This window comes from Burkholderia sp. 10_S31 (genome assembly GCF_056930375.1).
On the sequence record NZ_JBXOWK010000003.1, the window covers coordinates 1,555,948 to 1,580,903 of the forward strand.

The following is a 24,956-nucleotide window of genomic DNA, read 5'->3' on the forward strand; positions in this document are numbered from 1 at the left end:
CGAACATGCAGTGTCGCGAATCCCGATCGCGCACGGTAGTCGCCCGAATGGCCGGTTTGTGACGGCCGAGCGAGTCGCCATGTTCCGCCGTCACGGAACGGCAACTCCAGGTTGTCTCAGTGACGACTTTCTGTCTGCCCGGTTGCCGCTCAACGGACTATCCTTGCCTGCACATTCCCCACCGAACCCAGGAGACGACACCGTGACGCACAGCGTGATCCCCGCAGGCCTCGCCGACGAAATGATCGAGATCCGGCACCGCATTCATGCCCACCCCGAGCTGGGCTTCGAGGAATTCGCAACGAGCGATCTCGTCGCCGGGCAGTTGCAGGCATGGGGCTATACGGTGCATCGCGGGCTCGGCGGCACGGGTGTGGTCGCGCAGCTGAAGGTCGGCAACGGCACGCAGCGTCTCGGCCTGCGCGCCGACATGGATGCGCTGCCGATCCACGAGTCGACCGGCCTGCCGTACCAGAGCACGATCCCCGGGAAGATGCACGCATGCGGTCACGACGGCCACACGGCGATGCTGCTCGCGGCCGCGAAGCACCTGGCGCGCGAGCGCCGCTTTTCCGGCACGCTGAACCTGATTTTCCAGCCGGCAGAGGAAGGGCTCGGCGGCGCGAAGAAAATGCTCGACGACGGGCTGTTCGAGCAGTTCCCGTGCGACGCGATCTTCGCGATGCACAACATGCCGGGCTTCCCGACGGGCAAGTTCGGTTTCCTGCCGGGGCCGTTCATGGCGTCGTCGGATACCGTGATCGTCGACGTGCAGGGGCGCGGCGGCCACGGCGCGGTGCCGCACAAGGCGATCGACCCGGTCGTCGTGTGCGCGCAGATCGTCGTCGCGCTGCAGACGATCGTGTCGCGCAACGTGTCGCCGCTCGACATGGCGATCGTCACGGTCGGTGCGATCCATGCCGGCGAAGCGCCGAACGTGATTCCCGATCGCGCGCAGATGCGCCTGTCCGTGCGCGCGCTGAAGCCCGAGGTGCGCGACCTGCTCGAGACACGCATCAAGGAAGTCGTTCATGCGCAGGCGGCCGTGTTCGGCGCGACCGCGACGATCGACTACCAGCGCCGCTACCCGGTGCTCGTCAACGATGCGCAGATGACCGCGTTCGCACGCGGCGTCGCGCGCGAGTGGGTCGGCGAAGCGAACCTGATCGACGGGATGGTTCCGCTCACCGGCAGCGAGGATTTCGCGTTCCTGCTCGAGAAACGGCCGGGCAGCTACCTGATCATCGGCAACGGCGACGGGGAGGGCGGCTGCATGGTGCACAACCCCGGCTACGACTTCAACGACGCGGCGCTGCCGACCGGCGCGTCGTACTGGGTCAAGCTGGCCGAGGCATTTCTGGTGTGACGAAGAAGGCGACGTGCGGGCCGGGGCCGGGCATCGGTGCGCCGATCGCGGTGATTGCATCCGGCATGTACCTGACGTTGGTACATGCCCATCGTGTTCAAAGGCAGTGATTCATGTCGCTAAAAGCCACCGTTTCCCGAGACAAGCACTTTGCCGAGTGCGTCGACGCTGAAGTGCGGTCGAAGCGATGTTCCGAGAGCGACATCGTGCGAGCGAGATCGCGGCTGCTTGAATCACCTGAAGCACCGGTGCGCGTGCTGCGCGACGCGCTGAAGGCCGGCGAGGCCTCGGGCGATCCCGCGACGTTCGACGGAGAAATCTTCCTGGCCCGCATGCGGGCAACGCATGGCGGATAAGGTCAGTCAGGTCACACGATTCCTGCCCCGATCTTGAAGGCGGTTGGCGTCGTGCCGCCGAACATGGGCCGCTCTCGCAAGCTGACCACTCATGTCTCGAACACGTCCCCGCTGAACAACGCCGCCGCCGCATCCGGATTCGACGGCCAGTACATGTGCATGTACGTCGCGACGATCGCCCCCGCGCGATAAACGGCTTCGCCGCTGCCGGGCTCTCCATCGGGCCGGGCGGCGGTCGCCACCGGCGCCAGCGGCGTGTCGAGCCGCGAATAATGAAACGTGTGTCCGCGTATCGGCCCGGTGCGCGTGTCGAGCTGCTGCATCCCGAGCGCCGCGAACCGGCGCTGCATCGTCGCATGGCCTGACAGCAGCCCGAGCATCGGTGTCGTCGCGCCTTCCACGTCGGTCAGCGACTCGCACAAATACGCCATCCCCCCGCATTCCGCGACGATCGGCCGGCCGGCCGCCGCGTGTGCGCGAATCGTCCGCGCGGTCACGGCATTCGCCGCGAGCGTCGTCGCATGCAGTTCCGGATAACCGCCCGGCAGGAACAGCGCGTCGCAATCGTCGGGCACGGGCTCGTCGGCAAGCGGCGAAAAGAACCGCAGCTGCGCGCCGAGCGCATCGAGCAGCGCGAGATTGGCCGGATAGATGAACGAGAACGCCGTATCGCGCGCGATCGCGATCCGCTTGCCGGCCAGCGCACGCGGCAGCGGAGCGCCGACGTCAGGTTCCGCGAACGAGACGGCGGGCGGCAATTCGGCGAGCGCCGTCTGCGCGAGCACGTCGGCCGCACGATCGAGCCGCGCATCGAGATCGTCGATGTCGGCCGGCTGGTGCAGGCCGAGATGCCGTTCCGGCAGCGCGATGCCCGCATCGGCCGGGACGTGCCCGAGCCAGCGCAAGTCGTCCGGCAGCGCCTGCCGCAACAGTTCCGCGTGACGCGGCGAGCCGACGCGGTTCGCGAGCACGCCGTGAAACGGCACCTCCGGCCGGAACCGCGCGAGCCCGAACGCGATCGCCGCGAACGTCTGCGCCATCGCCTTCGCCGAAATCACCGCGACGACCGGCACGCCGAATGCCGCCGCGAGATCGCCGCTGCTTGGCGTGCCGTCGAACAACCCCATCACGCCTTCGATCAGGATCAGGTCCGCTTCGCGCGCGGCATCGGCGAGCAGCGCCCGGCAGCCGGCTTCACCGACCATCCCGAGGTCGAGCGCGTGCACCGGCGCGCCGCTCGCGCGTTCGAGCAGCATCGGATCGAGAAAGTCCGGCCCGGTCTTGAACACGCGTACGCGCCGGCCGAGCCGGCGGTGCAGCCGCGCGAGGCCGGCCGTAACCGACGTCTTGCCCTGGCCGGACGCGGGCGCGCTGACGAACAGCGCGGGGCAGGCCGGCATCGGTCAGAACTCCACGCCGCGCTGCGCCTTCACGCCTTGCTCCTTGTACGGATGCTTGACGAGCCGCATTTCGGTGACGAGATCGGCCGCATCGATCAGCGCATCGGGCGCATGCCGCCCGGTGACGACGACGTGCACCGAATCCGGTCGCGCGACGAGCGTCGCGAGCACTTCGTCGAGCGGCAGGTATTCGTACTTCAGCACGGTGTTCAGCTCGTCGAGGATCACCATCCGGTACTCGCCGCTTTCGATCATCCGGCGCGCCTCGTCCCAGCCCTTGCGCGCGGTCGCGATGTCCGCGTCGCGGTTCTGCGTATTCCACGTATAGCCGTCGCCCATCGTCACGAAGTCGCATTGCGCGACCGCACCGAGGAAGTCGCGCTCGGACGTATGCAGCGCGCCCTTGATGAACTGCACGACGCCGAGCCGCATGCCGTGGCCGAGCACGCGCACGGCCATGCCGAACGCAGCCGTGCTCTTGCCCTTGCCGTTGCCGGTGTTGACGATCAGCAGGCCCTTTTCCTGGGTGGCGGCAGCCTGCTTCTTTTCATGGCCGGCGCGGCGGCGTTCAGTCATCCGCTGATGGGATTCGGCATCGGTCTTCATCGGGAATCGTCCTGTCGAAAGCGAAACAAAGGGTTCAGAGCGGGCCGGCGAGCGCAACCGTCACGCCGTCCCGGATGGATTTGGGGCCGAGCAGCCGGCCATTGGGCGCCGCGAGCCGCGCGCACGGCTCGGCCACGCCCGCGACGCCGAAGCGCGCGAGCGCGGCGGCCGACGGGCCGCTCAATAGCGGTTCGGAGCAATGCGCGAGTTGCGCCGCGTCGAACGCGACGAGCGGCCAGCCGCGCCGTGCGCACAGCGTGCGCAGCGGCCGCGCACGCGCCTTGTCGGCGAGCGTCGCGACGACGGCCGGCTCGGCGTCCGGGTAACGCGCCAGCGCCGCGCGGATCGCGGCATCGAGTTGGGCGGCCGTCACGCCCGCGCGGAAACCGACGCCGAGCGCGACGCGCATCATGCGCGGCCGCCGAGCGCCGCGCGCACCGCCGGATCGTCGGCGAGCGCCGCGACACGGCCGATCACGACGATCGCGGGCGAACCGATGCCGGTCAGGCCCACGCGTTCGACGATCGTGTCGAGCGTCGCGAGCACGTGCCGCTGCCCGTCACGCGTCGCGTTTTCGATCGCCGCGCACGGCATGTCGCCGGCCAGGCCGCCGTCACGCAGCGCGGCCACGATCGCGTCGAGCCGGCGAATGCCCATGTAGATCACGATCGTCATCCGCGTCGCGGCCAGCGCGCGCCAGTCGGGTTCGTCGGCACCCGCACCGTGGCCCGTGACGAAGATCACGCCCTGCGCGTCGCCGCGATGCGTGACCGGAATGCCGAGCGCGGCCGGCGCGGCGATGCCGGCCGTGATGCCGTTGACGACCTCGACCGGAAAACCGGCCGCGCCGAGCGCGAGCAGTTCCTCGCCGCCGCGGCCGAACACGAACGGATCGCCGCCCTTGAGGCGCGCGACGCTGCGGCCCGCGCGCAGGTGCGCGAGCATCGCGGCGACGATCGTCTCCTGCGGCGTCGATGCATGGCCGCCGCGCTTGCCGACGTGCTCGATGCGTGCGTCGGCGCGCGCGTGGCGCAATACGTCGGGGTTCACGAGATCGTCGACGAGCAGCACGTCGGCCGCGGCGATCGCGCGCACGGCCTTGAGCGTCAGCAGATCGGCGTCGCCGGGGCCGGCGCCGACGAGCCATGCGCGGCTCATCGGACGCGGCACGGCGCGCACCGTGTCGTAGCGGTGGAAAGGGGACAGCGAGCGGCACATCGGCGGCCGGCGGACAGGCAGTGCATGACGGATCGAGCGAAGCCCGCGCGAGCGCGGGCGGAAAGCGCACCCCATCCGTTCCCCGCGGATCGGGCGTTCGGCGAGCCTCGGGCTCGCCCCTTGCGTCGGCCGGTATCCGGGCTGGCCGCTTGCCAGGCCGCAGCCTTCCCACCCGCTGAAGGGCAGTGGCATCGCGGGCGGCCTGGGCGCGTGCGGGGGGAGCCGCGGCGCGCGGGCGGCGTACCGTTGCGGGGACAGCACAGGCCGGGCGGACTTCCGCCTCCTGTTTCCCGTTTAACTGCGTGCGCGGAATGCGCATGCGAGCACCGAACGCGGCGCATACGATAGCACAGCGCCCGGCCCGCGCGAACCCGCCGCGCGGGTGCCGGGATGCGGCCGCGGGCGCGGTGCCGCGGTCATGCCGAAGCCTCCCGCGGCGGCCCGTTGCGCCTTGACGCTCCGCGCACCGCCGCCTACACTCGCACGCGTTTCGGTGCTCGCACGCGCCTCTCCGGCGTGCGCAGTTAAACGGGAAACAGGGAGCCTGCCTGCGCCGCAGTCGAGCCAACCTGTGCTGCCCCCGCAACGGTAAGCGAACGCGTCGCGCGCAAGCGCCATGCAGCGCCGCTTCGCCGCATGCCCGCCGCATGCGGACGACCGCCACTGGATGCCGCGCATCCGGGAAGGCGAAGCGGCGTGTTCGTCAGCCCGGATACCGGCCGAAACGTTGGGGTTCAGCGCCGCGGGGAGGCGGCGCATCGTCCACGGCCGCAGCACGCCCGACGCCCGCGCGTTTCCCGCTTTCCCCGCCGATCCGCCCGCCGCACGCGCGCCGGGCCGGCGCGACGAACGGCAGGCGGCGCGGGCAGGGCCGACGGCGGCCGTGTTGGCATTCACGATGTCGACCGTTCGCAAGGAAGCGTCATGTCCGATTCGTCGTTCCGTCCGTTCTGCAGCCGTCCGTGCGGACTGCACCGCGCCATCCCCGCGATTCGCCAAATGACATGCCGCGCCGCCATCGACGCGACGATCCCGGCCTGATTCCATTTTCGCCACAGGACCTACCATGACCCTACGCAAGCTTCCCGTCACGATCGTCACGGGCTTTCTCGGCAGCGGCAAGACCACGCTGATGCGCCACATCCTGCAGCACGCCGAAGGCCGCCGCATCGCGGTGATCGTCAACGAATTCGGCGAGCTCGGCATCGACGGCGAAATCCTCAAGGGCTGCGGGATCGGCTGCGAGGATGCGGAGGGCGCGCAGGGCGAAGCGTCGGGCCAGCTGTACGAGCTCGCGAACGGCTGCCTGTGCTGCACCGTGCAGGAGGAGTTCTATCCGGTGATGGAAGCGCTCGTCGAGCGCCGCGCCGACATCGATCACGTGCTGATCGAGACGTCGGGCCTCGCGCTGCCGAAGCCGCTCGTGCAGGCCTTCAACTGGCCGACGATCCGCAACAGCTTCACGGTCGACGCGGTCGTGACCGTCGTCGACGGGCCGGCCGCCGCGAGCGGCCAGTTCGCCGAGAACCCGCAGGCCGTCGACGCGCAGCGCCGCGCCGATCCGAACCTCGATCACGAATCGCCGCTGCACGAATTGTTCGCCGATCAGCTGTCGTCCGCCGATCTCGTGATCGTGAACAAGGCCGACCTCGTCGCCGACGCGCAGTTCGCCGAAGTCGAAGCCGCGATCCGCGAGGAAATCCCGCCGCAGGTGAAGATCGTGCGCGCGACGCGCGGCGAACTGGATCTCGCGATGCTGCTCGGGCTCGAGTCGGCATCGGAGGAAACGATCCATCTGCGGCACGACCATCACGGCTCGGCCGACGACGGCGATCACGACCACCATCACGACGATTTCGATTCGGTCGTCGTGTCGGGCGATGCCGGTTCGCGCGAAGCGACGATCGCCGCGCTGCAGCGTGTCGTCGAGGCACATACGATCTATCGCGCGAAAGGCTTCGCGGCGCTGCCCGATGCGCCGATGCGGCTCGTGATCCAGGGCGTCGGCCGCCGCTTCGACAGCTATTTCGACCGTCGCTGGCAGGACGGCGAGCCGCGCACGAGCCGCTTCGTGCTGATCGGCGAGGATCTCGACGCGGCCGCGCTGCAGCGCGCGTTCGACGCCGCGTGCGCGGCGCAAATGCAACAGGCGTAACGCGCGATGCATCTGCTGCGCACCACGCCGGGCGGCTTCGTCGACGATACGCAGGGTGTCGTCCGGATCGACCAGCAGCCGGCCGACATCGTGATCCTGAGCTCGGCCGACACGACGCTGTCGCTGCTGGCCAGCGTCGTACCGAAGCTGCCGGCCGGCTTTCCGAGCGTGCGGCTTGCGAACGTCACGTTCCTGCGGCAGCCGGCGTCGGTCGATTTCTATGTCGACGACGTGCTGCGTCACGCGAAGACGGTCGTGATCGATCACCTCGGCGGCGAAGCATACTGGCCGTACGGGATCGAACAGGCCGTGTCGCTCGCGTCGAAACGCAAGCAGCAGCTCGCGATGTTCTCGGGCGACCTGCAGGAAGACCCGAACCTCGTCGCGAAGAGCACGGTCGCGCCCGACCTGTGCCGGCTGTGGTGGCGCTACCTGCGCGAAGGCGGGATGCACAATGCCGAAGCGTTGCTGCGCAGCATCGCGTTCCATACGCTCGGCTTCGGCGACGAACCCGAGCAGCCGCGCCCGCTGCCGGCCGCCGCGCTGTATCACCCGGCGCGCGACCCGGCGAGCGTCGACGACTGGCAAGCGCGCTGGACGCCCGGTGCGCCCGTCGTCGCGATCCTGTTCTATCGCGCGCACTGGCAGGCCGCGAACACGGCCGTGTTCGACGCGCTGGCCGATGCGCTCGTGCGCGAAGGGCTCAATCCGCTGCCGATCGCGGTCACGTCGCTGAAGGACGCGGTGAGCCGCGAGGTCATCACGCAGCTCTGCGACACGCACGGCGTCGCGCTCGTGCTGAACACCACGGCCTTCGCGGCCGGCGCGATCGACAGCCCCGAGCCCGACGTGCTCGCCGGCGACGCGCCCGTGCTGCAGGTGATCCTGTCCGGCGGCAACCGCGACGCATGGGTGGCCGACAATCAGGGGCTGCACGCGCGCGACATCGCGATGCACATCGCGCTGCCCGAGGTCGACGGGCGCATCGTCACGCGCGCGGTGAGCTTCAAGGGGCTCGCGTATCGTTGCCCGCACACTGAAGTCGACGTCGTGCGCTACCAGCCGGACGCCGAACGAATCGCGTTCGTCGCGGCGCTCGCGCGCGGCTGGTGCCGGCTGCGCACGCTCGACCACGCCGACAAGCGCATCGCGCTGATCCTCGCGAACTATCCGCAAAGCGAAGGGCGGATCGGCAACGGCGTCGGGCTCGATACGCCGGCGTCCGCGCTGCGCGTGCTGTCGACGCTGCGCGACGCGGGCTATGCCGTGGCCGACCTGCCGACCGACGGCGACGCGCTGATCGCGCGACTCACCGAAGGCGTGACCAACGACCCGGCCGTGCGCGCGTTGCGCCCCGCCTTCCAGAGTTTCGCGCTGGCCGACTACATCGCGCATTTCGCGCGGCTGCCGGCTGGCGTGCGCGACGCGCTGAACGAACGCTGGGGCCCGCCCGAAGCCGACCCGACGCTGCGCCAGGGCCGCTTCACAATCGCCGGCTGGCGCGCGGGCAACGTGTTCGTCGGCATCCAGCCGTCGCGTTCGCGCGGCGAGAACGACTATGCGAGCTACCACGACGCGGACCTCGTGCCGCCGCACGCGTACCTCGCGTTCTATTTCTGGCTGCGCGACGCGTTCGCCATCGACGCGGTCATCCACCTCGGCAAGCACGGCAACCTCGAATGGCTGCCGGGCAAGAGCGTCGCACTGTCCGACGCGTGCTGGCCCGACCTGACCCTCGGACCGCTGCCGCACCTGTATCCGTTCATCGTCAACGATCCGGGCGAGGGCAGCCAGGCGAAGCGCCGCGCGCAGGCGGTGATCGTCGATCACTTGATGCCGCCGCTCACGCGCGCGGAGAACTACGGCCCGCTGCAGGATCTCGAACGGCAGGTCGACGAGTACTACGAAGCACTGATGGTCGATGCGCGGCGCGCGAAGCTGCTGCGCAAGACGATCCTCGCGACGATCGCCGAACACCGGCTGCATGACGAGCTGAGCGTGTCGCCGCCGCGCGACGCGGGCGCCGAGGATGCGCTGCTGACGCGCGTCGATGCGTGGCTGTGCGAATTGAAGGAAGCGCAGATTCGCGACGGGCTGCACGTGTTCGGCGCGTCGCCGGCCGACCGTCAGCGGCGCGATACGCTGCTCGCGCTCGCACGCTTTCCGGTCGGCGACGGCAAGGGCGAACGCGCGGGACTGATTGCCGCGCTCGCGCGCGACCTCGCGCTCGGCGACGCGTTCGATCCGCTCGCAGCCGACTGGGCCGCGCCGTGGACGGGCCCACGGCCCGCCGTTCTGCAGTCGCTCGACGAATCGCCGTGGCGCCATGCGGGCGATACGCGCGAGCGGCTCGAGCGGCTCGCGCAGCAGTGGCTGGACGGGCTGTGCGCGCACGCCGGCGTCGATCCCGGCATCGACACCACGCCACCCGGCGACTGGCCGCACACGCTCGCGGTGATCGAACGCGTGCGCTCGACGCTGATGCCCGCGCTCGACGCGTGCGGCAGCGAGGAGCTGCGCCAGCTGCTGCGCGGGCTCGACGGCCGCTTCGTGCCGCCCGGGCCGAGCGGCTCGCCGTCGCGCGGCCGGCCCGACGTGCTGCCGACGGGCCGCAACTTCTATTCGGTCGATACGCGCGCGGTGCCGACGCAGGTCGCGTGGTCGCTCGGGCTGAAATCCGCGCAGCAACTGATCGAGCGCCATCTGCAGGATCACGGCGACTATCCGCGCGCGATCGGGCTGTCGGTCTGGGGGACGGCCACGATGCGCACCGGCGGCGACGATATCGCGCAGGCGTTCGCGCTCATCGGCGTACGGCCGAAATGGGCGCACGGCAGCCATCGCGTGACCGACTTCGAGATCCTGCCGATCGAGATCTTCGACCGGCCGCGCATCGACGTGACGCTGCGCGTGTCGGGCTTCTTCCGCGATGCGTTCCCGAACCTGATGCACTTGTTCGACGCGGCCGTGCAGGCCGTCGCCGCACTCGACGAGCCCGAGGAACTCAACCCGATCCGCGCGCGCATCGAGCGCGAACGCGCGAAATGGATCGAGCAGGGCGTGGCACCCGACGAAGCGCGGCGCCGGGCCGGCTGGCGCGTGTTCGGCGCGCGGCCGGGCAGCTACGGCGCGGGCCTGCAGGACCTGATCGACCAGCGCCGCTGGCAGACCGACGCCGACCTCGCCGACGCATACCGCCGCTGGGGCGGTCATGCATACGCGCAGAACAGCGCGGGCGACGTCGCCCCCGACGTGTTCGGCGAGCGGCTCGCGACGATCGACGTCGTCGTGCAGAACCAGGACAGCCGCGAACACGACATCCTCGACTCGAACGACTACTACCAGTTCCAGGGCGGGATGACGGCGGCCGTGCGCCACCTGTCCGGGCAACAGCCGAGCATCTACCACGGCGACCATGCGAACCCGGTCGCGCCGAAGATGCGCACGCTGCGCGAGGAGATCGCGCGCGTGATCCGCTCGCGCGTCGTCAACCCGAAATGGCTCGACGGCGTGAAGCGTCACGGCTACAAGGGCGCGGCCGAAATGGCCGCGACCGTCGACTACCTGTACGGCTATGACGCGACCGCGCGCGTGCTGTCGGACCACCAGTACGCGCTCGTCGCCGACGCGTACCTGTTCGACGACGCTACCCGCGCGTTCCTCGAACGGCACAACCCGAAGGCGCTGCACGGCATCTGCGAACGCTTCGTCGAAGCGATGCAGCGCGGACTGTGGCAGCAGCCGGGCGACTATCGCGAGCGGATCGAAGCGGTCTGGCTCGACAGCGAACAACTCCAGGAAGGGGGGCGGCGATGACCGATCCGACGACGCACCGCGCACGCACGGTGTTCCCGTTCGCGGCGCTGGTCGCGCAGCAACCGCTGCAGCAGGCGCTGCTGCTCGCGGCGATCGATCCGTCGCTCGGCGGCGTGCTCGTCAGCGGGCCGCGCGGCACCGCGAAATCGACCGCCGCGCGGGCGCTCGCGGAATTGCTGCCCGAAGGCGAATTCGTCACGCTGCCGCTGTCGGCGAGCGACGAGCAGGTCACGGGCACGCTCGATCTCGCGCATGCGCTCGCCGAAAACGGCGTGCGCTTCCGGCCGGGCCTGCTCGCCCGCGCGCATCGCGGCGTGCTGTACGTCGACGAGGTGAACCTGCTCGCCGACGGGCTCGTCGATACGCTGCTCGACGTCGCCGCGAGCGGCGTGAACGTGGTCGAGCGCGATGGCGTGTCGCACGCGCACGATGCACGCTTCGTGCTGGTGGGCACGATGAATCCCGAGGAAGGCGAACTGCGTCCGCAACTGCTCGACCGCTTCGGGCTGATGGTCGAGCTCGAGAACTGTTTCGACGCCGCGCAGCGCGAGCAGATCGTGAAGGCGCGTCTTGCGTTCGATCTCGATCCGCACGCGTTTCGCGAGCGTCATGCGGCGGCGCAGCGCGCACTCGGCGACCGGATTCACGCGGCACGGGCACGGCTGTCGACGCGGGATTTCGACGATGCGGTTCACGCACGCGTCAGCGCGCTGTGCATCGACGCGGCCGTCGACGGCCTGCGCGCCGACCTCGTGATGCTGCGCGCTGCGCGCGCGCTCGCGGCGCTGGAGCAGGCCGACGCGGTGACGGTATCGCACGTCGAGCGCGTGGCCGACGCGGTGCTGCGGCATCGGCGCCACGCGGGTACGCCGCCGCCGTCGGGCGCGTCGCCATCGAGCGGCGACCGTGATGCCCCTTCGCCGCCGGACACACGCCGGCAGCCCGGCAATCAACCGGACGGGGCACGCAACGATGCGACGGCATCGCAAGGCGACTGGGGCTACCTGCCGCCCGAGCCGGCCGGACTGCGCGACGTGAAAGGCGTGGTGCCGCTGCCGTTAAAAAAACGCTGAGCCATCGAGCCGACGCCGCCGCGAACGTCGTTCGCGGTCCTCGATGGCAGCCAGGCGCCGCCGCGCGCGTGCCGGGGACGGCGCGTGCCGGCACGGCCGTCGCGTGGCCGGCGACGCTCGCCGCGAAGCGCGGCGAGCCGCTGCACGCCGGCCATCTGCGTTTTCGCAAGCAGGCCGGCACACCGCGCGCACTTCATTGCTTCGTGCTCGACTGTTCGGCGTCGATGCTGTCGCATGAACGGCTCGCGCTCGCGAAAGGCTTGATCGTCGCGTACTTCGACCAGGCCGCGCGCGACCGCGTGGAAACCGCGCTGATCTGCTTCGGCGGCGACGGCGCCGCGCGGCGTTTCGGCCCGGCCGTGCCGCGCTGGTGGAATGCACGCTGGCTCGAACCGGTGGACGGTGGTGGCGGCACGCCGCTCGCGGACGGCATCGCGGCCGCCGCGCAATTGCTCGCGCGCGCTGCACGGCGTGCGCCGGACAAGCAGCGCTGGCTGTGGGTGCTGTCCGACGGCCGCACGCGCGAAACGCCGCCGAAACCGGCGGTTGCCGATCACGTCGTGTTCGTCGATTTCGACGACGCAGCCGTGCGGATCGGGCAGGGCGGGCGGCTCGCCGATGCATGGGGCGCGCAATGGACGACGGCCGCGGCGCTGTGCCCCGGGCCGATCGGCTGACCGGACAGCGTCCGCGCGGGACGATCGCCGACGCTGCGCTATGATCGCCGTTTCTGCTCACCGGAATGTCTGCCATGCAAGTACTCGTCGATGCCGACGCGTGTCCCGCCGTCGTCAAGGACATGCTGTTTCGCGCCGCGCGTCGTGCCGAGATCTGCGTAACGCTGGTCGCGAACCAGTTCCTGCGCACGCCGCCGTCGCCGTTCATCAAGGCGCTGCAGGTGCCGGCCGGTTTCGACGTGGCCGATGCGCGGATCGTCGAGCTCGCACAAGCCGGCGATCTCGTGATCACCGCCGACATCCCGCTGGCCGCGGCCGTCCTCGACAAAGGCGCGCATGCACTCGACCCGCGCGGCAACTGGTTCAGCCGCGAGAACATCGAGGAACGCCTGTCGACGCGCGCGATGATGGATCAGCTACGCAGCGCGGGCATCGACACGGGCGGGCCGGCGCCGTTCAGCGCGCGCGACGGCAAGGCGTTCGCCTCGCAGCTCGACCGGTTCCTGGCACGCAACGGCAAGCCCTGACGCAGCGGGCGACAGTGTCGTCGGGCGTGTGATGCGTCACCGGTTTCGCGTCGAATCGCCGGCTACGGCAGAATACGGATTCGCCCCGACATGGAGATCGTGGCGCGAACGAACCCTCGGAGAGCATGGATGTCACCGACCCAACTTCTCGTTCCGACGTTGACCCAGATGCTGCGCGCGCAATCCGCGTGGCTCGACAAGGCCGTGTCGCACCGGCAGGCCGCCGGCGACGCACCCGATGCGGTGCTGGCGCTGAAACTCGCGCCCGACATGTACCCGCTCGCCGCCCAGGTGCGGTTCTCGTGCTTCCAGGCGATGGAACCCGTCTACCGGCTGCGCGGCGAACCGCTGCCGGCCGCGCTGCTGGCGCTGCGGGAAGCCGGCTGGCATGCCGATGCACAGCCCGGCACGCTGAGCGACGCGCAAGGGATCCTCTCCGGCACGATCGCATTCCTCGGCGAACTCGCGCCCGACGCGCTCGATGGCGGCGCCGCGCTGCCGATCGCACTCGAGCTGCCGAACGGCATCGCGTTCGACATGACCGGCGAGCAGTACGTGCGCGACTGGGCGCTGCCGCAGTTCTACTTTCACTCGATCGCCGCGTACGCGATCCTGCGCCATTACGGCGTCGAGCTCGGCAAGGCCGACTATGTGCCGCACATGCTGGCGTACGTGCGGCCCGGCACGATTCCGCAGGGCTGACCGGATGACAGGACGAGCCGGCCGCGGCGCTCCGGCATGACGCGGGCGCTCTTCATCTGCAGCCGCAACCGGCTGCGCAGCCCGACGGCCGAAGCGGTATTCGTCGTGTGGCCGGGCGTCGAAACCGACTCCGCGGGCCTCGCGCCGGACGCGGACACGCGTTTGTCCGCGGAGCAGATCGAATGGGCCGAGATCGTGTTCGTGATGGAACGCGCACACAAGGCGAGGCTGTCTGCACAGTTCGGCGCGCGCCTGAAGCACAAGAAAGTCATCTGCCTCGACATTCCCGACCGCTACGCATACATGCAGCCCGAACTGGTCGCGCTGCTCGAACGCAAGGCCGGACCGTTGCTGCGCGCGTGAGTGGCGCAGGTCGATTCAACGCGAACGAAGCGATCCGTCCGTGAGTGCCGAAAAACGGTCGAGATGCAGCAGTTCGATGATCTTGCGCGTCGGCACGCTGGCACGCAGCGTCTCGAGGCGTTCGACGTCGAACCACTTGCAGCGCGCAATCTCGTTGCTCGCGCGCGGGGTCAGGTGTTTCGGCACGTCGGCCACGAACACGTGATGGAGTTTCGTGAGGCCGCCGAACTGCACCGCATAGTCGAGCGCGAGCCCCTCGAGCCGCGTTTCCTCCGCCAGCTCCCGCTGCGCGGCCTCGAGCGGTGTCTCGCCGCGCCGGATCGTGCCGCCCGGCAGCGACCAGCGCGCCGCGGTACGGGCGACCAGCAGCACGCTGCTGCGCTGGCGGCACACGATCGTGGCGCGCTCCTTGATGCTGTCGATGGTATCCGGCACGGTATTCATGTTCGGCAAAACAGGTGCTGAATCGTGGAGGGAAAGGCACGTCGACCGGCGTTGCCGGCCTGTTGCCCGGTCGTCGGGCACGATGGCATGCAAGCCGCCGCGCCGATCATACCGGTCGTTCGTGACAGTTCCGTGCGTCACCGCGCGTCACGCGTGCGTGTAGATCCCCGTGCGGGCGGGCTTTCCGGAACGTCCGTGGCGCCGTTTGTGGACGGCCCGCCGGTGATGCGGCGGCGTCACATGCGGGCGCACGGGCGCCGGCCGCGCCGTTGGCGCGGCGGCACGCGGCTGTAATTGTCCCTCGCCAAAATGGAAGGTCTGGGTTTGTGCGCTGGCGACGCCCAACGTCGACGCCAGCACGAGGGCCGCGAGCAGCATGCGTTTCATGAAATCTCCCACTTTCTTCGGATGAGTGCCGGTCGCCAGCTTAGCGAACCGCGGCCCGGTGCCGCAACCGGCTCGCGTTCGGTGTCGTTCCCACTTGCGGACGGCCGCTCTTCGCCCAGCCGTCGACGCACGTCCGGCTTGACAATAAAATTCTCGAGTGTGAATATAAATTCACACACAAGAATTATCATTCAAGCCAAGGAAACCGCGCCATCGTAGTCGGCGCAGCGGAACCGGCGATCCGATCAACCGGAAGCAGGAGCGAGACGCATGGCGGAGCTGGAGCAGCAGGGCGCGTTGGCGGGGTTGCGCATCATCGATCTGTCGCGGGTGCTGGGCGGCCCGTACGCGACGCAGATCCTCGCCGATCACGGCGCGGAGGTAATCAAGGTCGAACCGCCGTCGGGCGACGAGACGCGCACGTGGGGCCCGCCGTTCGACGGCGACACCGCGTCGTATTTCCTCGGCGTGAACCGCAACAAGCTCGGCATCGCGCTCGACCTGACGAAGCCGGACGATCGCGAGCGGCTGCTCGGCCTGCTCGAGCACGCGGATGCGCTGGTCGAGAACTTCAAGGTCGGCACGATGGAACGCTGGGGGCTCGGCTTCGACGCGCTGCATGCGCGCTTCCCGCGCCTCGTCCATTGCCGTGTGTCGGGCTTCGGCGCGGACGGCCCGCTCGGCGGGCTGCCCGGCTACGACGCGGCCGTGCAGGCGCTGGCCGGGCTGATGAGCGTCAACGGTGAAGCAGGGGGCGCACCGCTGCGCGTCGGCGTGCCGATCGTCGATCTCGTCACCGGGCTGAACGCGGCGCTCGGCGTGCTGATGGCGCTGCGCGAACGCGATGCGAGCGGGCGTGGCCAGTTCGTCGAATCGACGCTGTTCGACTGTGCGCTGTCGATCCTGCATCCGCATACGCCGAATTTCTTCCATTCCGGGAAGGCGCCGGTGCGCACCGGCAACGCGCATCCGAACATCACGCCGTACGACAGCTTTCCGACCGCGAGCGTCGACATCTTTCTCGCGGTCGGCAACAACGGGCAGTTCGCCGCGCTCTGCGACGTGCTCGGCACGCGCGACTGGCCCGACGATCCGCGCTTCGCCGACAACCGCGCGCGCAGTACGAACCGCGCCGCGTTGCGCGCGCTGCTCGAAACGGCGCTGGCCGCTCACGACGGTGCAGCGCTCGCCGAGCAGCTGATGCGCCGCGGCGTGCCGTGCGCGCCCGTGCTCGGGCTCGACGCGGCGCTCGACCATCCGCACGTCGCGCATCGGCGGATGAAGGTCGAACTGGGCCGGCATCGCGGTATCGCGTCGCCGGTCAAGCTCGGCCGCACGCCGGCCACGTACCGGCGGCCGCCGCCCGCGCTGAACGAACATGCGGCGCAGGTGTTCGCCGACGCAGGACCGGACGACGGCAGCACGCACGGCAACTGACACGCATCGCGGCCAGCGGCCGTGCAACGGCGCCCGACGCCGCTGCACGACCGCACGCCGCTTCGGACATCACGCCGCGTCGCGCCCGACGCGCGCCGGCGCCAGAGGAGACACATCATGCTCGCATGGATCGGCGCGATCGCGATCGTCGCGCTGTTCGGCCTGATCATCACGAAGCGGCTGTCGCCGCTCGTCGCATTGATCGTCGTGCCGGTGGCCGCGTCGCTCGCGGCCGGCTTCGGACTCTCGACCGGCAAGTTCATCGTGCACGGCGTGCAGAACATCGGCCCGATCGCCGGAATGTTCGTTTTTGCGATTCTATTTTTCGGAATCCTCACCGACGCGGGGATGCTCGACCCGATCATCGCGTGCGTGCTGCGCGTGATCGGCTGCCATCCGCCGCGCATCGTGATGGGCTCGGCGCTGCTCGCGCTGCTGATCCATCTGGACGGCTCGGGCGCCGTCACGTTTCTCGTCACGCTGCCCGCGATGATGCCGCTCTATACGCGGCTCGGGATGGACCGGCGGATCCTCGCGTGCGTCGCGTCGATGGCGGCCGGCGTCAACTTCCTGCCGTGGGTGGGACCGATGCTGCGCGCGTCGGCGGCGCTGCACATTCCCGGCTCGGCGATCTTCACGCCGATGCTTCCCGTGCAGATCGTCGGGCTCGTGTTCGTGTTCGGCACCGCGTACGTACTGGGCGTGCGCGAGGCAAAACGGCTCGGGCTCGATCGCGCCGGCGCCGCGTCGCTCGCGATCGCGCCGCGCGAGCTGACCGACGCGGAACGCGCGCTGCGCCGGCCCGCGCGCTTCCGGATCAACCTGGTGCTGACGCTCGTCGTGCTCGGCACGCTGGTGTCGGGCATCGTCGACCCGATGGTGATGTTCATGCTCGGCACGGTCGCCGCGCTCGTCATCAACTATCCGGACGTGCAGGCGCAGCGCGAGCGGATCGACGCGCATGCGAAGGCCGCGCTGATGATGGCGAGCGTGCTGCTCGCGGCGGGCGCGTTCACCGGGATCATGTCCGGCACGGGGATGCTGAAGGCGATGGCCGAGGTCGTCGTCGCGCACGTGCCGGTCGAGCATGCGCGCCACATGCCGTTCGTGCTCGGCCTGCTGTCGATGCCGCTCAGCCTGCTGTTCGATCCCGATTCGTTCTATTTCGGCGTGCTGCCGGTGCTCGCGGAAAGCGCGAAGCTGCTCGGCGTGCCGCCGATCCAGATGGCGCAGGCCGCGCTGCTCGGCCAGATGACGACAGGTTTCCCGGTCAGTCCGCTCACGCCCGCGACGTTCCTGATCGTCGGCCTGACCGGCGTCGAGCTGGCCGAGCACCAGAAGTTCACGATTCCGTTCCTGTTCGCCGCCACCGTGCTGATGGTCTTCGCTGCGGTCGCGACGGGCGTGTTTCCGTTGTGAGCGTCCGCGTATCCGGCGCGTCGCGCCGGCCTCCACCGAGGAGGCACACACCGGCCCGACGTTACCCCGAAAGCGGCGCGGCCGCCCACGTTTTCCTGGAGAGCAATCCATGCAGTTCGACCTGACCGACGACCAGCGCGCGATCGAAAGCGCGATCGAGAAAATCTGCGAACGCTTCGGCGACGACTACTGGCTCGAACGCGATCGCGCGGGCGGGTTTCCGTCCGACTTTCACGCGGCGCTCGCCGAAGCCGGCTGGCTCGGCATCGCGATGGACCCGGCCCACGGCGGCGCCGGGCTCGGGATGACCGAGGCCGCCCTGATGATGCGCACGATCAGCGCGTCGGGTGCCGGCCTGTCGGGCGCATCGGCCGTGCACATGAACATCTTCGGGCTGAACCCCGTGCAGGTGTTCGGCAACGATGCGCAAAAGGCGCGCTTCCTGCCGTCGCTGATCGCCGGGCGCGACAAGGCCTGCTTCGCGGTGACCGAGCCCGACGCCGGCCTCGACACGACGCACCTGAGCACGCAGGCGCGCCGCGACGGCGACCATTACGTACTGAGCGGGCGCAAGATCTGGATCTCGACCGCGCAGGTCGCGAACAAGATGCTGATCATCGCGCGCACGACGCCGCTCGACCAGGTCGCGAAGCCGACCGACGGGCTGAGCCTGTTCTACACCGACCTCGACCGGTCGCGCGTCGAAGTGCGAGAGATCGAAAAGATGGGCCGCAAGGCCGTCGATTCGAACATGCTGTTCATCGACAACCTGCGCGTGCCGCGCGACGACCTGATCGGCAACGAGGGCGACGGCTTTCGCTACCTGCTGCACGGGCTGAACCCCGAGCGGATCCTGATCGCCGCCGAGGCGATCGGTCTCGGGCAGGCCGCGCTGCGGCGCGCGACGCAGTATGCGTGCGAGCGCGTCGTGTTCGGCCGGCCGATCGGGCAGAACCAGTCGATCCAGCATCCACTCGCGCAGGCGTGGATGCAGCTCGAGGCCGCGTGGCTGATGGTGATGAAGGCGGCGACACGCTACGACGCGGGGCAGCCGTGCGGGGCCGAGGCGAACGCCGCGAAGTACCTCGGCGCGGAAGCCGCGTTCCAGGCATGCCAGACGGCGATCGCGACGCACGGCGGAATGGGCTATGCGAAGGAATACCATGTCGAGCGCTACCTGCGCGAGTGTATGATTCCGAGGCTCGCGCCCGTGAGTCCGCAACTGATTTTGTGCTACATCGCGGAGAAGGTGCTCGGGCTGCCGAAGTCGTACTGACCGTAGCGACCCGGCGGCCTGCGCGGCGCGCGGCTTCCCGTTCCGAATCAAGCGCTCGCCATGGACGTCAAACTCGTTGCCCGCACGCTCGACCTGTTCGAGCTGTTCGCCGCCGAACGGCGGCCGCTGCCGCTCACCGAACTCGCGCGCCTGCTCAATGTGCCGGCGTCGAGCTGCCTGGCGATGGCGCGCACGCTCGTGAGCCGCGGCTATCTGTACGAAGTGCGCAAGCGCGGTGGGTACTACCCGACGCGGCGCCTGCAGACGCTCGCCGCCGCGATCGACGCGACCGATCCCGTCGTCGACATCGTGCATCCGCAGCTCGTCGCGCTGCGCGACGCGAGCCGCGAGACGGCCGTGCTCGGCAAGATCCAGGGCGCGTCGGTCACGTATCTCGACGTCGTCGAATCCGAGCAGGCGATCCGCTATACGCGCCAGCCGGGCGAGCTGCGCCCGCTGCATGCGAATTCGATCGGCAAGGCGATCTTCGCGGAACTCGCGAGCGATGCGCAGCAGGCGCTCGGCGCGCAGCTGTCGTTCGAACGCTTCACCGATGCGACGGTGGCCGACCTGCCGGCGCTCGTCGCGCAAGCCTCACGGTTTCGCGAACTCGGCTGGGCCGAGAACTTCGGCGAGAGCGCGCCCGAGCTGTCGGCGATCGCGGTCGCGCTGACGCTCGACGGCGACTGGTACGGGCTGTCGGTCGTCGGCCCGACCGAGCGGATCCGCCAGCATCGCGACACGCATGCGGCGCTGCTGGTCGACGCGAAGGCGCGGCTGCTGGCCGAGCAGGGGCGCGGCTGACGTAGCCACCTGCCGCGCTGCCTGCTGCCCTCGGGTACTCAGGTACTCGGGTGCGCGAGCCGTCAGCGATACCAGCGCGGCGTATACACCCATTCGCGCCCGTCGCCGATCGTGAAACGTCGCGTCGTCGACGAACCGACGATCACCATCGTGCGCATGTCCACCTGGTCGCTGCGCAGCGCGCCGAGAGTCGTCGTTGCGAGTGTCGCGCCAGGCCGGCCGATATCGCGGCCGAGCACGACGACCGTATCGGCCGCGCGATGCGCGCGCACGGCGTCGAGCGCACGATCGAGCTGCCACGGCCGCGCACGCGAGATCGGATTGTAGAACGCCATCACGAGATCGGCTTGCGCCGCATGCCGCAGGCGCGTCTCGATCACATCCCATGGCTTCAGGTTGTCCGACAGCGAGATCGCGCAGAAATCGTGGCCGAGCGGCGCACCGGCCTGCGCGGCGGTCGCGAGCGATGCCGATACGCCGGGTTCGACGCGCAGCTCGACCGCCGCCCATTGCGGATCGCGCGCTTCGTCGAGTGCCTCGAGCACGGCCGCGGCCATCGCGAACACGCCCGGGTCGCCCGACGACACGACCGCGACGCGCCGGCCTTCGGCCGCCAGTTCGAACGCATGGCGCGCGCGCTGCATTTCTTCGCGATTGTCGGTGCCGTGCACGCGCTGGTCCGCGCGGAACGGGCCGGCCATCGTCACGTAGGTCGTATAGCCGAGGATGTCGGTGGCTTCCGCGAGTGCGGTGCGCGCAGCCGGCGTAAGCCATGCGGCATCGCCCGGGCCGAGGCCGAGCACCGTCAGGCGGCCCCGCGCACGGCCGAGCGTCGCGGGATCGACCGGCTGCGCGGCAACCGCGCAGGCGAAGCCGTCGGACGTTGTGCGCAACGTGTGCGCCACGCGCAACGCATTGCCGAGCACGGCCGCCGCATCGGTGTCGCCGCCGGCAACATCCGCGAAGCGCAGCGGCACGCCCAGCGTGTGCGCCGCCGCTTCGACCCGTGCCTCGCCGAGCATCGTCGCCGGTGCGACGAGCGCGGCGAGCGCCAGCCGCGCGAGGCCTTGCGCGTCCAGCAGCGCATCGATGCGTTCGGCGAGCGGGGGCGCCGCGTCGGCCTGCACACCGCGCGCATCGATGCCGACCACCACGCTGCGCGGATGGATCACGAGTTCGTCGCGCGCGCCGCGCCACGCATCGGGCGTCACGCGGATCGCATGCGCTGCCGCGTCGTCGCGCGGCAGCGCGACGTCGTCGAGCCACGGTGCCGCGCCGTCGATGCGCGTGGCCGCGCCCGCGAGCAGGTCTGACACGAAGCGCTTGCCTTGCTGGAGATCGGCGAGCGCATAGCCGTCGGGTGGATTGAGCACGCATGCGCCGAAGCGCAGCTCGCCGCTCGTCGTGATCGCCGGTGCGACGCCGAGGCATTCGGCGATTTCGCGCGCGATCACGTTGACGCCCGTCAATCCGCCGAGCAGCGGCACGACGGCCGAGCCGTCTTCCGCGACCGCCAGCACAGGCGGCTCGACTCCCTTGTCGGCCAGTGCCGGCGCGACGCAACGGATCACGATGCCGGCCGCGCACAGCGCGACGATCGGCAGGCCGCGCGCGTAAAGCTCGCGCAGGTGTGTGCCGAGCTCGTCGAACGGCACGTCGGCCTCGACGCGCGACGCGAGCCCGTGCACGAGCGCCCCCGGATAACGCGCCTGGATGCGTCGCGCGGTTTCGAGCGCGCCCGCGCCGAGAATCACGATCGCGGGCGGAGTCGTCATCCTTGCCATTTTTCCCCCGGTACGACGAGCAGCGAGAAATACGGCGATGCCATCGGGTCGACCTCGTCGAGCGGCACGATGCGCTGGGTCGCCATCGTCGCGCGCTCGACGTACAGCGCGCGCTTCGCGAGCCCGAGTGCGTCGAGCACGCGCCGCACCTTGTCGAAGTTGCGGCCGAGCTTCATCACGACGGCCGCGTCGGCCTGTGCGAGCCGCGCGCGCAGTTCGTCCTCAGGCAGCACGCCGGACAGCACCGACAGGCTCTGGTTGCGATAGACGAGCGGCTGGCCGAGCACGGCCGTGCCGCCGAGCATCGCGCACACGCCCGGGATCACTTCGGTGTCGTAGCGCGGCGCGAGGCGATCGTGCAGGTACATGTACGACCCGTAGAAGAACGGATCGCCTTCGCAGATCACCGCGACGTCGCGCCCGGCGTCGAGATGCGCCGCGACGATCTCGGCGGCCGTGTCGTAGAAGTCGGCGATCACCGTCTCGTAGCAGAGCGGCGGCGGCAGCGTCTCGGTCGTCACCGGATAGACGAGCGGCAGCTGCGTCTGCGCTTCGAGCAGGTGCGCTTCGACGATCCCGTACGCATTGCCTTTCTTGCCTTTCGCGACGAAATACGCGACCACCGGCGCGGCCTGCAGCACGCGCAGCGCCTTGATCGTCATCAGCTCAGGGTCGCCGGGGCCGACGCCGACCCCGAACAGGCGTCCGCGCGGGGCCGTCATTCGGCCTCCGTCGCGAGTGCGTTGACCGCGGCGGCGGCCATCGCGCTGCCGCCGCGTCGGCCGAGCAGCGCGACGTACGGCACGCCGCGGCTGTCCGCGTCGAGCATCGCCTTCGATTCGGCCGCACCGATGAAGCCGACCGGAAAGCCGAGGATCAGCGCGGGGCGCGGCGCACCGGCGTCGATCATGTCGAGCAGGTGGAACAGCGCGGTCGGCGCATTGCCGATCACGACGACGCTGCCGGCCAGGTGCGGGCGCCACAGTTCGAGCGCGGCGGCCGAGCGCGTGTTGCCGAGATGCCGCGCGAGGTCGGGCACGGCCGGTTCGCCGAGCGTGCAGATCACGCGATTGCCGGCCGGCAGCCGCGCGCGCGTGATGCCTTCGGCGACCATCTTCGCGTCGCAGAGAATCGGCGCGCCGGCCGCGAGCGCGGTGCGGCCCGCCGTGCCGGCGCCGGCCGAAAAGCGCAGGTCGTAGACGACATCGACCATCCCGCACGCGTGGATCACGCGCACCGCGAGTTTCTCGAGATCGGGCGGAACCTGCGACAGGTCGGCCTCGGCGCGGATCGTCGCGAACGACTGGCGGTAGATTTCCTGCCCGTCGCGAATATAGTCAAGCATCGGTGGTGTCCTGGCTGTGCCGCGCGCCCGTCAGTCGGGCCGCGGCCTGGTCAATCGTCAGATGGCGCGCGAGCGGGGCGCCGAGGCCCGCGGCGGCGTCGCGCCGGTAAAGGTCGTAGCGTGCGGGCGCGACCGCGACGAGCGTGTGCGTCGCGGGGTGCGGCAGCGCGCAGTGGCGCTCGCAGCCGGTCAGGTGCACGTCGACCGGATGGCCGACGCGCGCGGCCAGCGCGAGCGCATCGTGTTTCGTATCGGCGCGCGACTTCGCGCAGCCCGCGCTGCCGGTGCAGGCAACCAGCGCCGCCAGCGGGTCGGATGCCGTGCATACCAGGCCGAGCGACGCGAGCGCATCGAGCACGGCCGGCGCGCGCTCATGCCGTATGCCATGCACGAACACGCCTTGCCACGGGGTCATCGACAGCGTGCCGTCGCCTTCGGCTTCGGTCAGTGCCGCGAGTCGCTCCAGTTGCGTCGCGTCGAGCCGGCCGAGCACGCACTGCGCGCCGACGCTGCAGTACGCCGCGTCGAGCGACGGCCGCGCGCCGAAACGCAACGCGGCATCCGCCGGCTTGCGCCGCCAGCCGGCCAGTGCCGGATCGGCCTCGAGCGGGAAGGGTACGTAGTGCTGCGCGCGCGCGCGCAACGCGCGTTCGCCGCCGGTCGCGAGCCATGCGCGCATCCGCGTGACGTCGGCCGGCGCAAGATCGAGGAACGCGAGCAGCAACGCACGCACGAGCGCGACGGCCTGGTCCGGCGCCACGTCGAACGACGCGGGCGAATCGTCGGACGAGACCGGCGGACAGCCGGCCAGGCCCGCGGCGATGCGGACCGCGCCGTCGCCGCGGCGCCGCGCGGCGAGCCAGATGTCGTGCGGATGATCGAGCGCCGCGACCGATTCGCCGCCGTCGAGCTGGATCGAGAATTTCGGCGACAGCTCGCCGCGGCGCGGCGCGTGCGTCAGCATGTCGAGCAACGGAAGCGCGAGTGCGCGGCTGTCGAGCAGCGCGGCGGGATCGAGCCCGGCGAGCGGGCTGAGCATCACATTGCGGACGTCGTCGCTCGCGGCGAGCGCGGCCGTATCGGCGGTGGCGTCCGCAGTTGCATCGACGGGTGGGCCGAGACCCGCGTCGAGCAACGCACGCGTCAGCGCGTCGGCCGCGCCGTCGCGAATGCCGCGCAGCTGGAGATTCGCGCGATTGGTTGCGTCGATCGTGCCGGAGCCGTACACGCGCGCGGCGGCGGCGATCGCGCGCGCCTGGCGGGCCTCGAGCCGGCCGCCCGGCAGCTTGATCCGGCACAGTCCGCCGTCGGCGGCCGCGACGACGCGCACGAGCCCCGGGCAAGCCGACGGGCGCACGACGGGTGACGCAGGAATCGAAACGGGGGCGGAACTCACGGGATACCGGGACAGTGTCGCGCCGCGGCCAACGCATCGGTACACCCCGCCCGACGCCGACTGGCACGCACGCACTTTCAGGCCGGCAGGTCTCCTGGCTGACAGGTCGGCGCCGGCTCCCGGCCTTCCCGGTGAAACCAGTGGCATGAGGGGGAGATCGGCTCGCTGTCTACAGTTGCGGGGGCAGCCACAGCGGCGCGAGGCGCGCCCTGTGTTCCCTCTTCGGCCCCGAAGGGCACCGGCGAACGAACGGCCGTAGGATACCCGATTTCACGGTCGCTTCGCGACCGCCGGGCGCGTGCCGCGATCGCAGCGAAACGCGGCCCGGCGCCGGCGGGTCAGCAGATGAAACGCGCGGTGGAACACGGTACCATGCCGACTTTCGCAACGCGGACGGCCGCGCCG

23 protein-coding genes and 3 riboswitches are annotated in these 24,956 nt (G+C 70.2%); of the genes, 13 read left to right on the forward strand and 10 right to left on the reverse strand.

Features of this window, described 5'->3' with window-relative positions:
* The first annotated feature begins 202 nt into the window (after positions 1–202).
* Both AC1Z3W_RS27250 and AC1Z3W_RS27255 read left to right on the forward strand, forming a co-directional pair.
* A complete protein-coding gene (locus tag AC1Z3W_RS27250) occupies positions 203–1,366 on the forward strand; it encodes a M20 aminoacylase family protein (RefSeq protein ID WP_124833023.1) in 1,164 nt (387 codons plus the stop codon).
* Positions 1,367–1,479: 113 nt separating this feature from the next.
* A complete protein-coding gene (locus AC1Z3W_RS27255) occupies positions 1,480–1,722 on the forward strand; it encodes a type II toxin-antitoxin system ParD family antitoxin (protein WP_057924458.1) in 243 nt (80 codons plus the stop codon).
* Between the two features lie 89 nt (positions 1,723–1,811).
* Here AC1Z3W_RS27255 and AC1Z3W_RS27260 read toward each other — a convergent pair whose 3' ends face one another.
* From AC1Z3W_RS27260 to cobA, 4 genes are read right to left on the reverse strand one after another with little or no spacing between them, the layout of a single operon-like run.
* Complete coding sequence (locus tag AC1Z3W_RS27260) at positions 1,812–3,122, reverse strand: cobyrinic acid a,c-diamide synthase CobB (RefSeq protein ID WP_483508855.1); 1,311 nt, start codon at positions 3,120–3,122, stop codon at positions 1,812–1,814.
* A 3-nt stretch (positions 3,123–3,125) separates the two neighbouring features.
* On the reverse strand, positions 3,126–3,728 hold the full coding sequence (gene cobO, locus AC1Z3W_RS27265; RefSeq protein ID WP_057924460.1) for a cob(I)yrinic acid a,c-diamide adenosyltransferase: 603 nt from the start codon (positions 3,726–3,728) through the stop codon (positions 3,126–3,128).
* A gap of 34 nt (positions 3,729–3,762) precedes the next feature.
* A complete protein-coding gene (locus AC1Z3W_RS27270; protein WP_057924461.1) occupies positions 3,763–4,140 on the reverse strand; it encodes a cobalamin biosynthesis protein in 378 nt (125 codons plus the stop codon).
* Positions 4,137–4,946 carry a uroporphyrinogen-III C-methyltransferase gene (gene cobA / locus AC1Z3W_RS27275; protein WP_175826478.1) on the reverse strand — a complete coding sequence of 270 codons (810 nt, stop codon included), beginning with the start codon at positions 4,944–4,946 and terminating at the stop codon, positions 4,137–4,139. The genes AC1Z3W_RS27270 and cobA overlap by 4 nt, the downstream gene beginning before the upstream one ends.
* A gap of 110 nt (positions 4,947–5,056) precedes the next feature.
* Positions 5,057–5,293, reverse strand: a riboswitch (cobalamin riboswitch).
* A 127-nt stretch (positions 5,294–5,420) separates the two neighbouring features.
* Positions 5,421–5,684, forward strand: a riboswitch (cobalamin riboswitch).
* 328 nt (positions 5,685–6,012) lie between these two features.
* On the opposite strand from cobA, the gene cobW reads away from it, so the two are divergent.
* From cobW to AC1Z3W_RS27310, 7 genes are all read left to right on the forward strand, one after another.
* Positions 6,013–7,101: a cobalamin biosynthesis protein CobW gene (gene cobW, locus AC1Z3W_RS27280; RefSeq protein ID WP_124833020.1), complete on the forward strand. Its 1,089-nt coding sequence runs from the start codon at positions 6,013–6,015 to the stop codon at positions 7,099–7,101.
* A gap of 6 nt (positions 7,102–7,107) precedes the next feature.
* Positions 7,108–10,917, forward strand: coding sequence for a cobaltochelatase subunit CobN (gene cobN, locus AC1Z3W_RS27285; RefSeq protein ID WP_483508856.1), 3,810 nt, complete (start codon positions 7,108–7,110; stop codon positions 10,915–10,917).
* Positions 10,914–11,990, forward strand: coding sequence for a magnesium chelatase ATPase subunit I (locus AC1Z3W_RS27290; protein ID WP_124833018.1), 1,077 nt, complete (start codon positions 10,914–10,916; stop codon positions 11,988–11,990). The genes cobN and AC1Z3W_RS27290 overlap by 4 nt, the downstream gene beginning before the upstream one ends.
* Positions 11,991–12,058: 68 nt before the next feature.
* The gene (locus tag AC1Z3W_RS27295; protein WP_483508857.1) at positions 12,059–12,667 is read left to right on the forward strand and encodes a vWA domain-containing protein; all 609 of its coding nucleotides are present in this window, start codon (positions 12,059–12,061) and stop codon (positions 12,665–12,667) included.
* A 74-nt stretch (positions 12,668–12,741) separates the two neighbouring features.
* Entirely contained in the window at positions 12,742–13,194 is a 453-nt protein-coding gene (locus AC1Z3W_RS27300) for a YaiI/YqxD family protein (protein WP_057924467.1), read from the forward strand.
* 129 nt (positions 13,195–13,323) lie between these two features.
* On the forward strand, positions 13,324–13,896 hold the full coding sequence (locus AC1Z3W_RS27305; protein WP_057924468.1) for a DUF1993 domain-containing protein: 573 nt from the start codon (positions 13,324–13,326) through the stop codon (positions 13,894–13,896).
* 36 nt (positions 13,897–13,932) lie between these two features.
* Positions 13,933–14,259 (forward strand): low molecular weight protein tyrosine phosphatase family protein, encoded by a 327-nt coding sequence (locus AC1Z3W_RS27310; protein ID WP_483508858.1) that lies wholly within the window; start codon positions 13,933–13,935, stop codon positions 14,257–14,259.
* Between the two features lie 15 nt (positions 14,260–14,274).
* On the opposite strand, the gene AC1Z3W_RS27315 is transcribed toward AC1Z3W_RS27310, so the two are convergent.
* Entirely contained in the window at positions 14,275–14,703 is a 429-nt protein-coding gene (locus AC1Z3W_RS27315) for an NUDIX hydrolase (RefSeq protein WP_057924470.1), read from the reverse strand.
* 147 nt (positions 14,704–14,850) lie between these two features.
* Positions 14,851–15,090 (reverse strand): hypothetical protein, encoded by a 240-nt coding sequence (locus tag AC1Z3W_RS27320; protein WP_124833016.1) that lies wholly within the window; start codon positions 15,088–15,090, stop codon positions 14,851–14,853.
* 270 nt (positions 15,091–15,360) lie between these two features.
* Here AC1Z3W_RS27320 and AC1Z3W_RS27325 point away from each other — a divergent pair, with 270 nt between their 5' ends.
* The 4 genes from AC1Z3W_RS27325 to AC1Z3W_RS27340 all read left to right on the forward strand — a co-directional run bounded on the left by AC1Z3W_RS27325 (position 15,361) and on the right by AC1Z3W_RS27340 (position 20,026).
* Positions 15,361–16,527, forward strand: a complete 1,167-nt coding sequence (locus tag AC1Z3W_RS27325; protein ID WP_483508859.1) for a CaiB/BaiF CoA transferase family protein — start codon at positions 15,361–15,363, stop codon at positions 16,525–16,527.
* Between the two features lie 117 nt (positions 16,528–16,644).
* Positions 16,645–17,946, forward strand: coding sequence for a CitMHS family transporter (locus AC1Z3W_RS27330; RefSeq protein WP_124833015.1), 1,302 nt, complete (start codon positions 16,645–16,647; stop codon positions 17,944–17,946).
* Positions 17,947–18,055: 109 nt separating this feature from the next.
* Positions 18,056–19,222 (forward strand): acyl-CoA dehydrogenase family protein, encoded by a 1,167-nt coding sequence (locus AC1Z3W_RS27335; RefSeq protein WP_175826471.1) that lies wholly within the window; start codon positions 18,056–18,058, stop codon positions 19,220–19,222.
* A 60-nt stretch (positions 19,223–19,282) separates the two neighbouring features.
* Entirely contained in the window at positions 19,283–20,026 is a 744-nt protein-coding gene (locus tag AC1Z3W_RS27340; RefSeq protein WP_124833013.1) for an IclR family transcriptional regulator, read from the forward strand.
* Positions 20,027–20,088: 62 nt separating this feature from the next.
* Here the strand turns inward: AC1Z3W_RS27340 and cobJ are convergent, their stop codons facing one another.
* Genes cobJ through cobG form a run of 4 tightly spaced genes read right to left on the reverse strand, consistent with a single transcriptional unit; the run spans position 20,089 to position 24,512 of the window.
* Entirely contained in the window at positions 20,089–21,801 is a 1,713-nt protein-coding gene (gene cobJ / locus AC1Z3W_RS27345) for a precorrin-3B C(17)-methyltransferase (RefSeq protein ID WP_057924475.1), read from the reverse strand.
* The gene (locus AC1Z3W_RS27350) at positions 21,798–22,532 is read right to left on the reverse strand and encodes a precorrin-2 C(20)-methyltransferase (RefSeq protein WP_057924476.1); all 735 of its coding nucleotides are present in this window, start codon (positions 22,530–22,532) and stop codon (positions 21,798–21,800) included. Before AC1Z3W_RS27350 ends, cobJ begins: the two co-directional genes overlap by 4 nt.
* Positions 22,529–23,155: a precorrin-8X methylmutase gene (locus tag AC1Z3W_RS27355; protein WP_057924477.1), complete on the reverse strand. Its 627-nt coding sequence runs from the start codon at positions 23,153–23,155 to the stop codon at positions 22,529–22,531. Before AC1Z3W_RS27355 ends, AC1Z3W_RS27350 begins: the two co-directional genes overlap by 4 nt.
* Positions 23,148–24,512 (reverse strand): precorrin-3B synthase, encoded by a 1,365-nt coding sequence (gene cobG, locus AC1Z3W_RS27360; RefSeq protein ID WP_483509607.1) that lies wholly within the window; start codon positions 24,510–24,512, stop codon positions 23,148–23,150. Before cobG ends, AC1Z3W_RS27355 begins: the two co-directional genes overlap by 8 nt.
* A gap of 106 nt (positions 24,513–24,618) precedes the next feature.
* Positions 24,619–24,809: riboswitch (cobalamin riboswitch) on the reverse strand.
* Positions 24,810–24,956: the final 147 nt, after the last annotated feature.

What these genes read in the sequence shown, in the direction of transcription:
- cobA (WP_175826478.1), bottom strand. Translation starts at nt 4,946, where the DNA reads ATGTGCCGCTCGCTGTCCCCTTTCCACCGCTACGACACGGTGCGCGCC.
- AC1Z3W_RS27340 (WP_124833013.1), top strand. Translation starts at nt 19,283, where the DNA reads ATGGACGTCAAACTCGTTGCCCGCACGCTCGACCTGTTCGAGCTGTTC.
- AC1Z3W_RS27270 (WP_057924461.1), bottom strand. Translation starts at nt 4,140, where the DNA reads ATGATGCGCGTCGCGCTCGGCGTCGGTTTCCGCGCGGGCGTGACGGCC.
- AC1Z3W_RS27355 (WP_057924477.1), bottom strand. Translation starts at nt 23,155, where the DNA reads ATGCTTGACTATATTCGCGACGGGCAGGAAATCTACCGCCAGTCGTTC.
- AC1Z3W_RS27300 (WP_057924467.1), top strand. Translation starts at nt 12,742, where the DNA reads ATGCAAGTACTCGTCGATGCCGACGCGTGTCCCGCCGTCGTCAAGGAC.
- cobO (WP_057924460.1), bottom strand. Translation starts at nt 3,728, where the DNA reads ATGAAGACCGATGCCGAATCCCATCAGCGGATGACTGAACGCCGCCGC.
- AC1Z3W_RS27315 (WP_057924470.1), bottom strand. Translation starts at nt 14,703, where the DNA reads ATGAATACCGTGCCGGATACCATCGACAGCATCAAGGAGCGCGCCACG.
- cobN (WP_483508856.1), top strand. Translation starts at nt 7,108, where the DNA reads ATGCATCTGCTGCGCACCACGCCGGGCGGCTTCGTCGACGATACGCAG.
- AC1Z3W_RS27305 (WP_057924468.1), top strand. Translation starts at nt 13,324, where the DNA reads ATGTCACCGACCCAACTTCTCGTTCCGACGTTGACCCAGATGCTGCGC.
- AC1Z3W_RS27255 (WP_057924458.1), top strand. Translation starts at nt 1,480, where the DNA reads ATGTCGCTAAAAGCCACCGTTTCCCGAGACAAGCACTTTGCCGAGTGC.
- AC1Z3W_RS27310 (WP_483508858.1), top strand. Translation starts at nt 13,933, where the DNA reads ATGACGCGGGCGCTCTTCATCTGCAGCCGCAACCGGCTGCGCAGCCCG.
- AC1Z3W_RS27325 (WP_483508859.1), top strand. Translation starts at nt 15,361, where the DNA reads ATGGCGGAGCTGGAGCAGCAGGGCGCGTTGGCGGGGTTGCGCATCATC.
- AC1Z3W_RS27330 (WP_124833015.1), top strand. Translation starts at nt 16,645, where the DNA reads ATGCTCGCATGGATCGGCGCGATCGCGATCGTCGCGCTGTTCGGCCTG.
- cobJ (WP_057924475.1), bottom strand. Translation starts at nt 21,801, where the DNA reads ATGACGACTCCGCCCGCGATCGTGATTCTCGGCGCGGGCGCGCTCGAA.
- AC1Z3W_RS27335 (WP_175826471.1), top strand. Translation starts at nt 18,056, where the DNA reads ATGCAGTTCGACCTGACCGACGACCAGCGCGCGATCGAAAGCGCGATC.
- AC1Z3W_RS27320 (WP_124833016.1), bottom strand. Translation starts at nt 15,090, where the DNA reads ATGAAACGCATGCTGCTCGCGGCCCTCGTGCTGGCGTCGACGTTGGGC.
- cobW (WP_124833020.1), top strand. Translation starts at nt 6,013, where the DNA reads ATGACCCTACGCAAGCTTCCCGTCACGATCGTCACGGGCTTTCTCGGC.
- AC1Z3W_RS27350 (WP_057924476.1), bottom strand. Translation starts at nt 22,532, where the DNA reads ATGACGGCCCCGCGCGGACGCCTGTTCGGGGTCGGCGTCGGCCCCGGC.
- AC1Z3W_RS27290 (WP_124833018.1), top strand. Translation starts at nt 10,914, where the DNA reads ATGACCGATCCGACGACGCACCGCGCACGCACGGTGTTCCCGTTCGCG.
- AC1Z3W_RS27260 (WP_483508855.1), bottom strand. Translation starts at nt 3,122, where the DNA reads ATGCCGGCCTGCCCCGCGCTGTTCGTCAGCGCGCCCGCGTCCGGCCAG.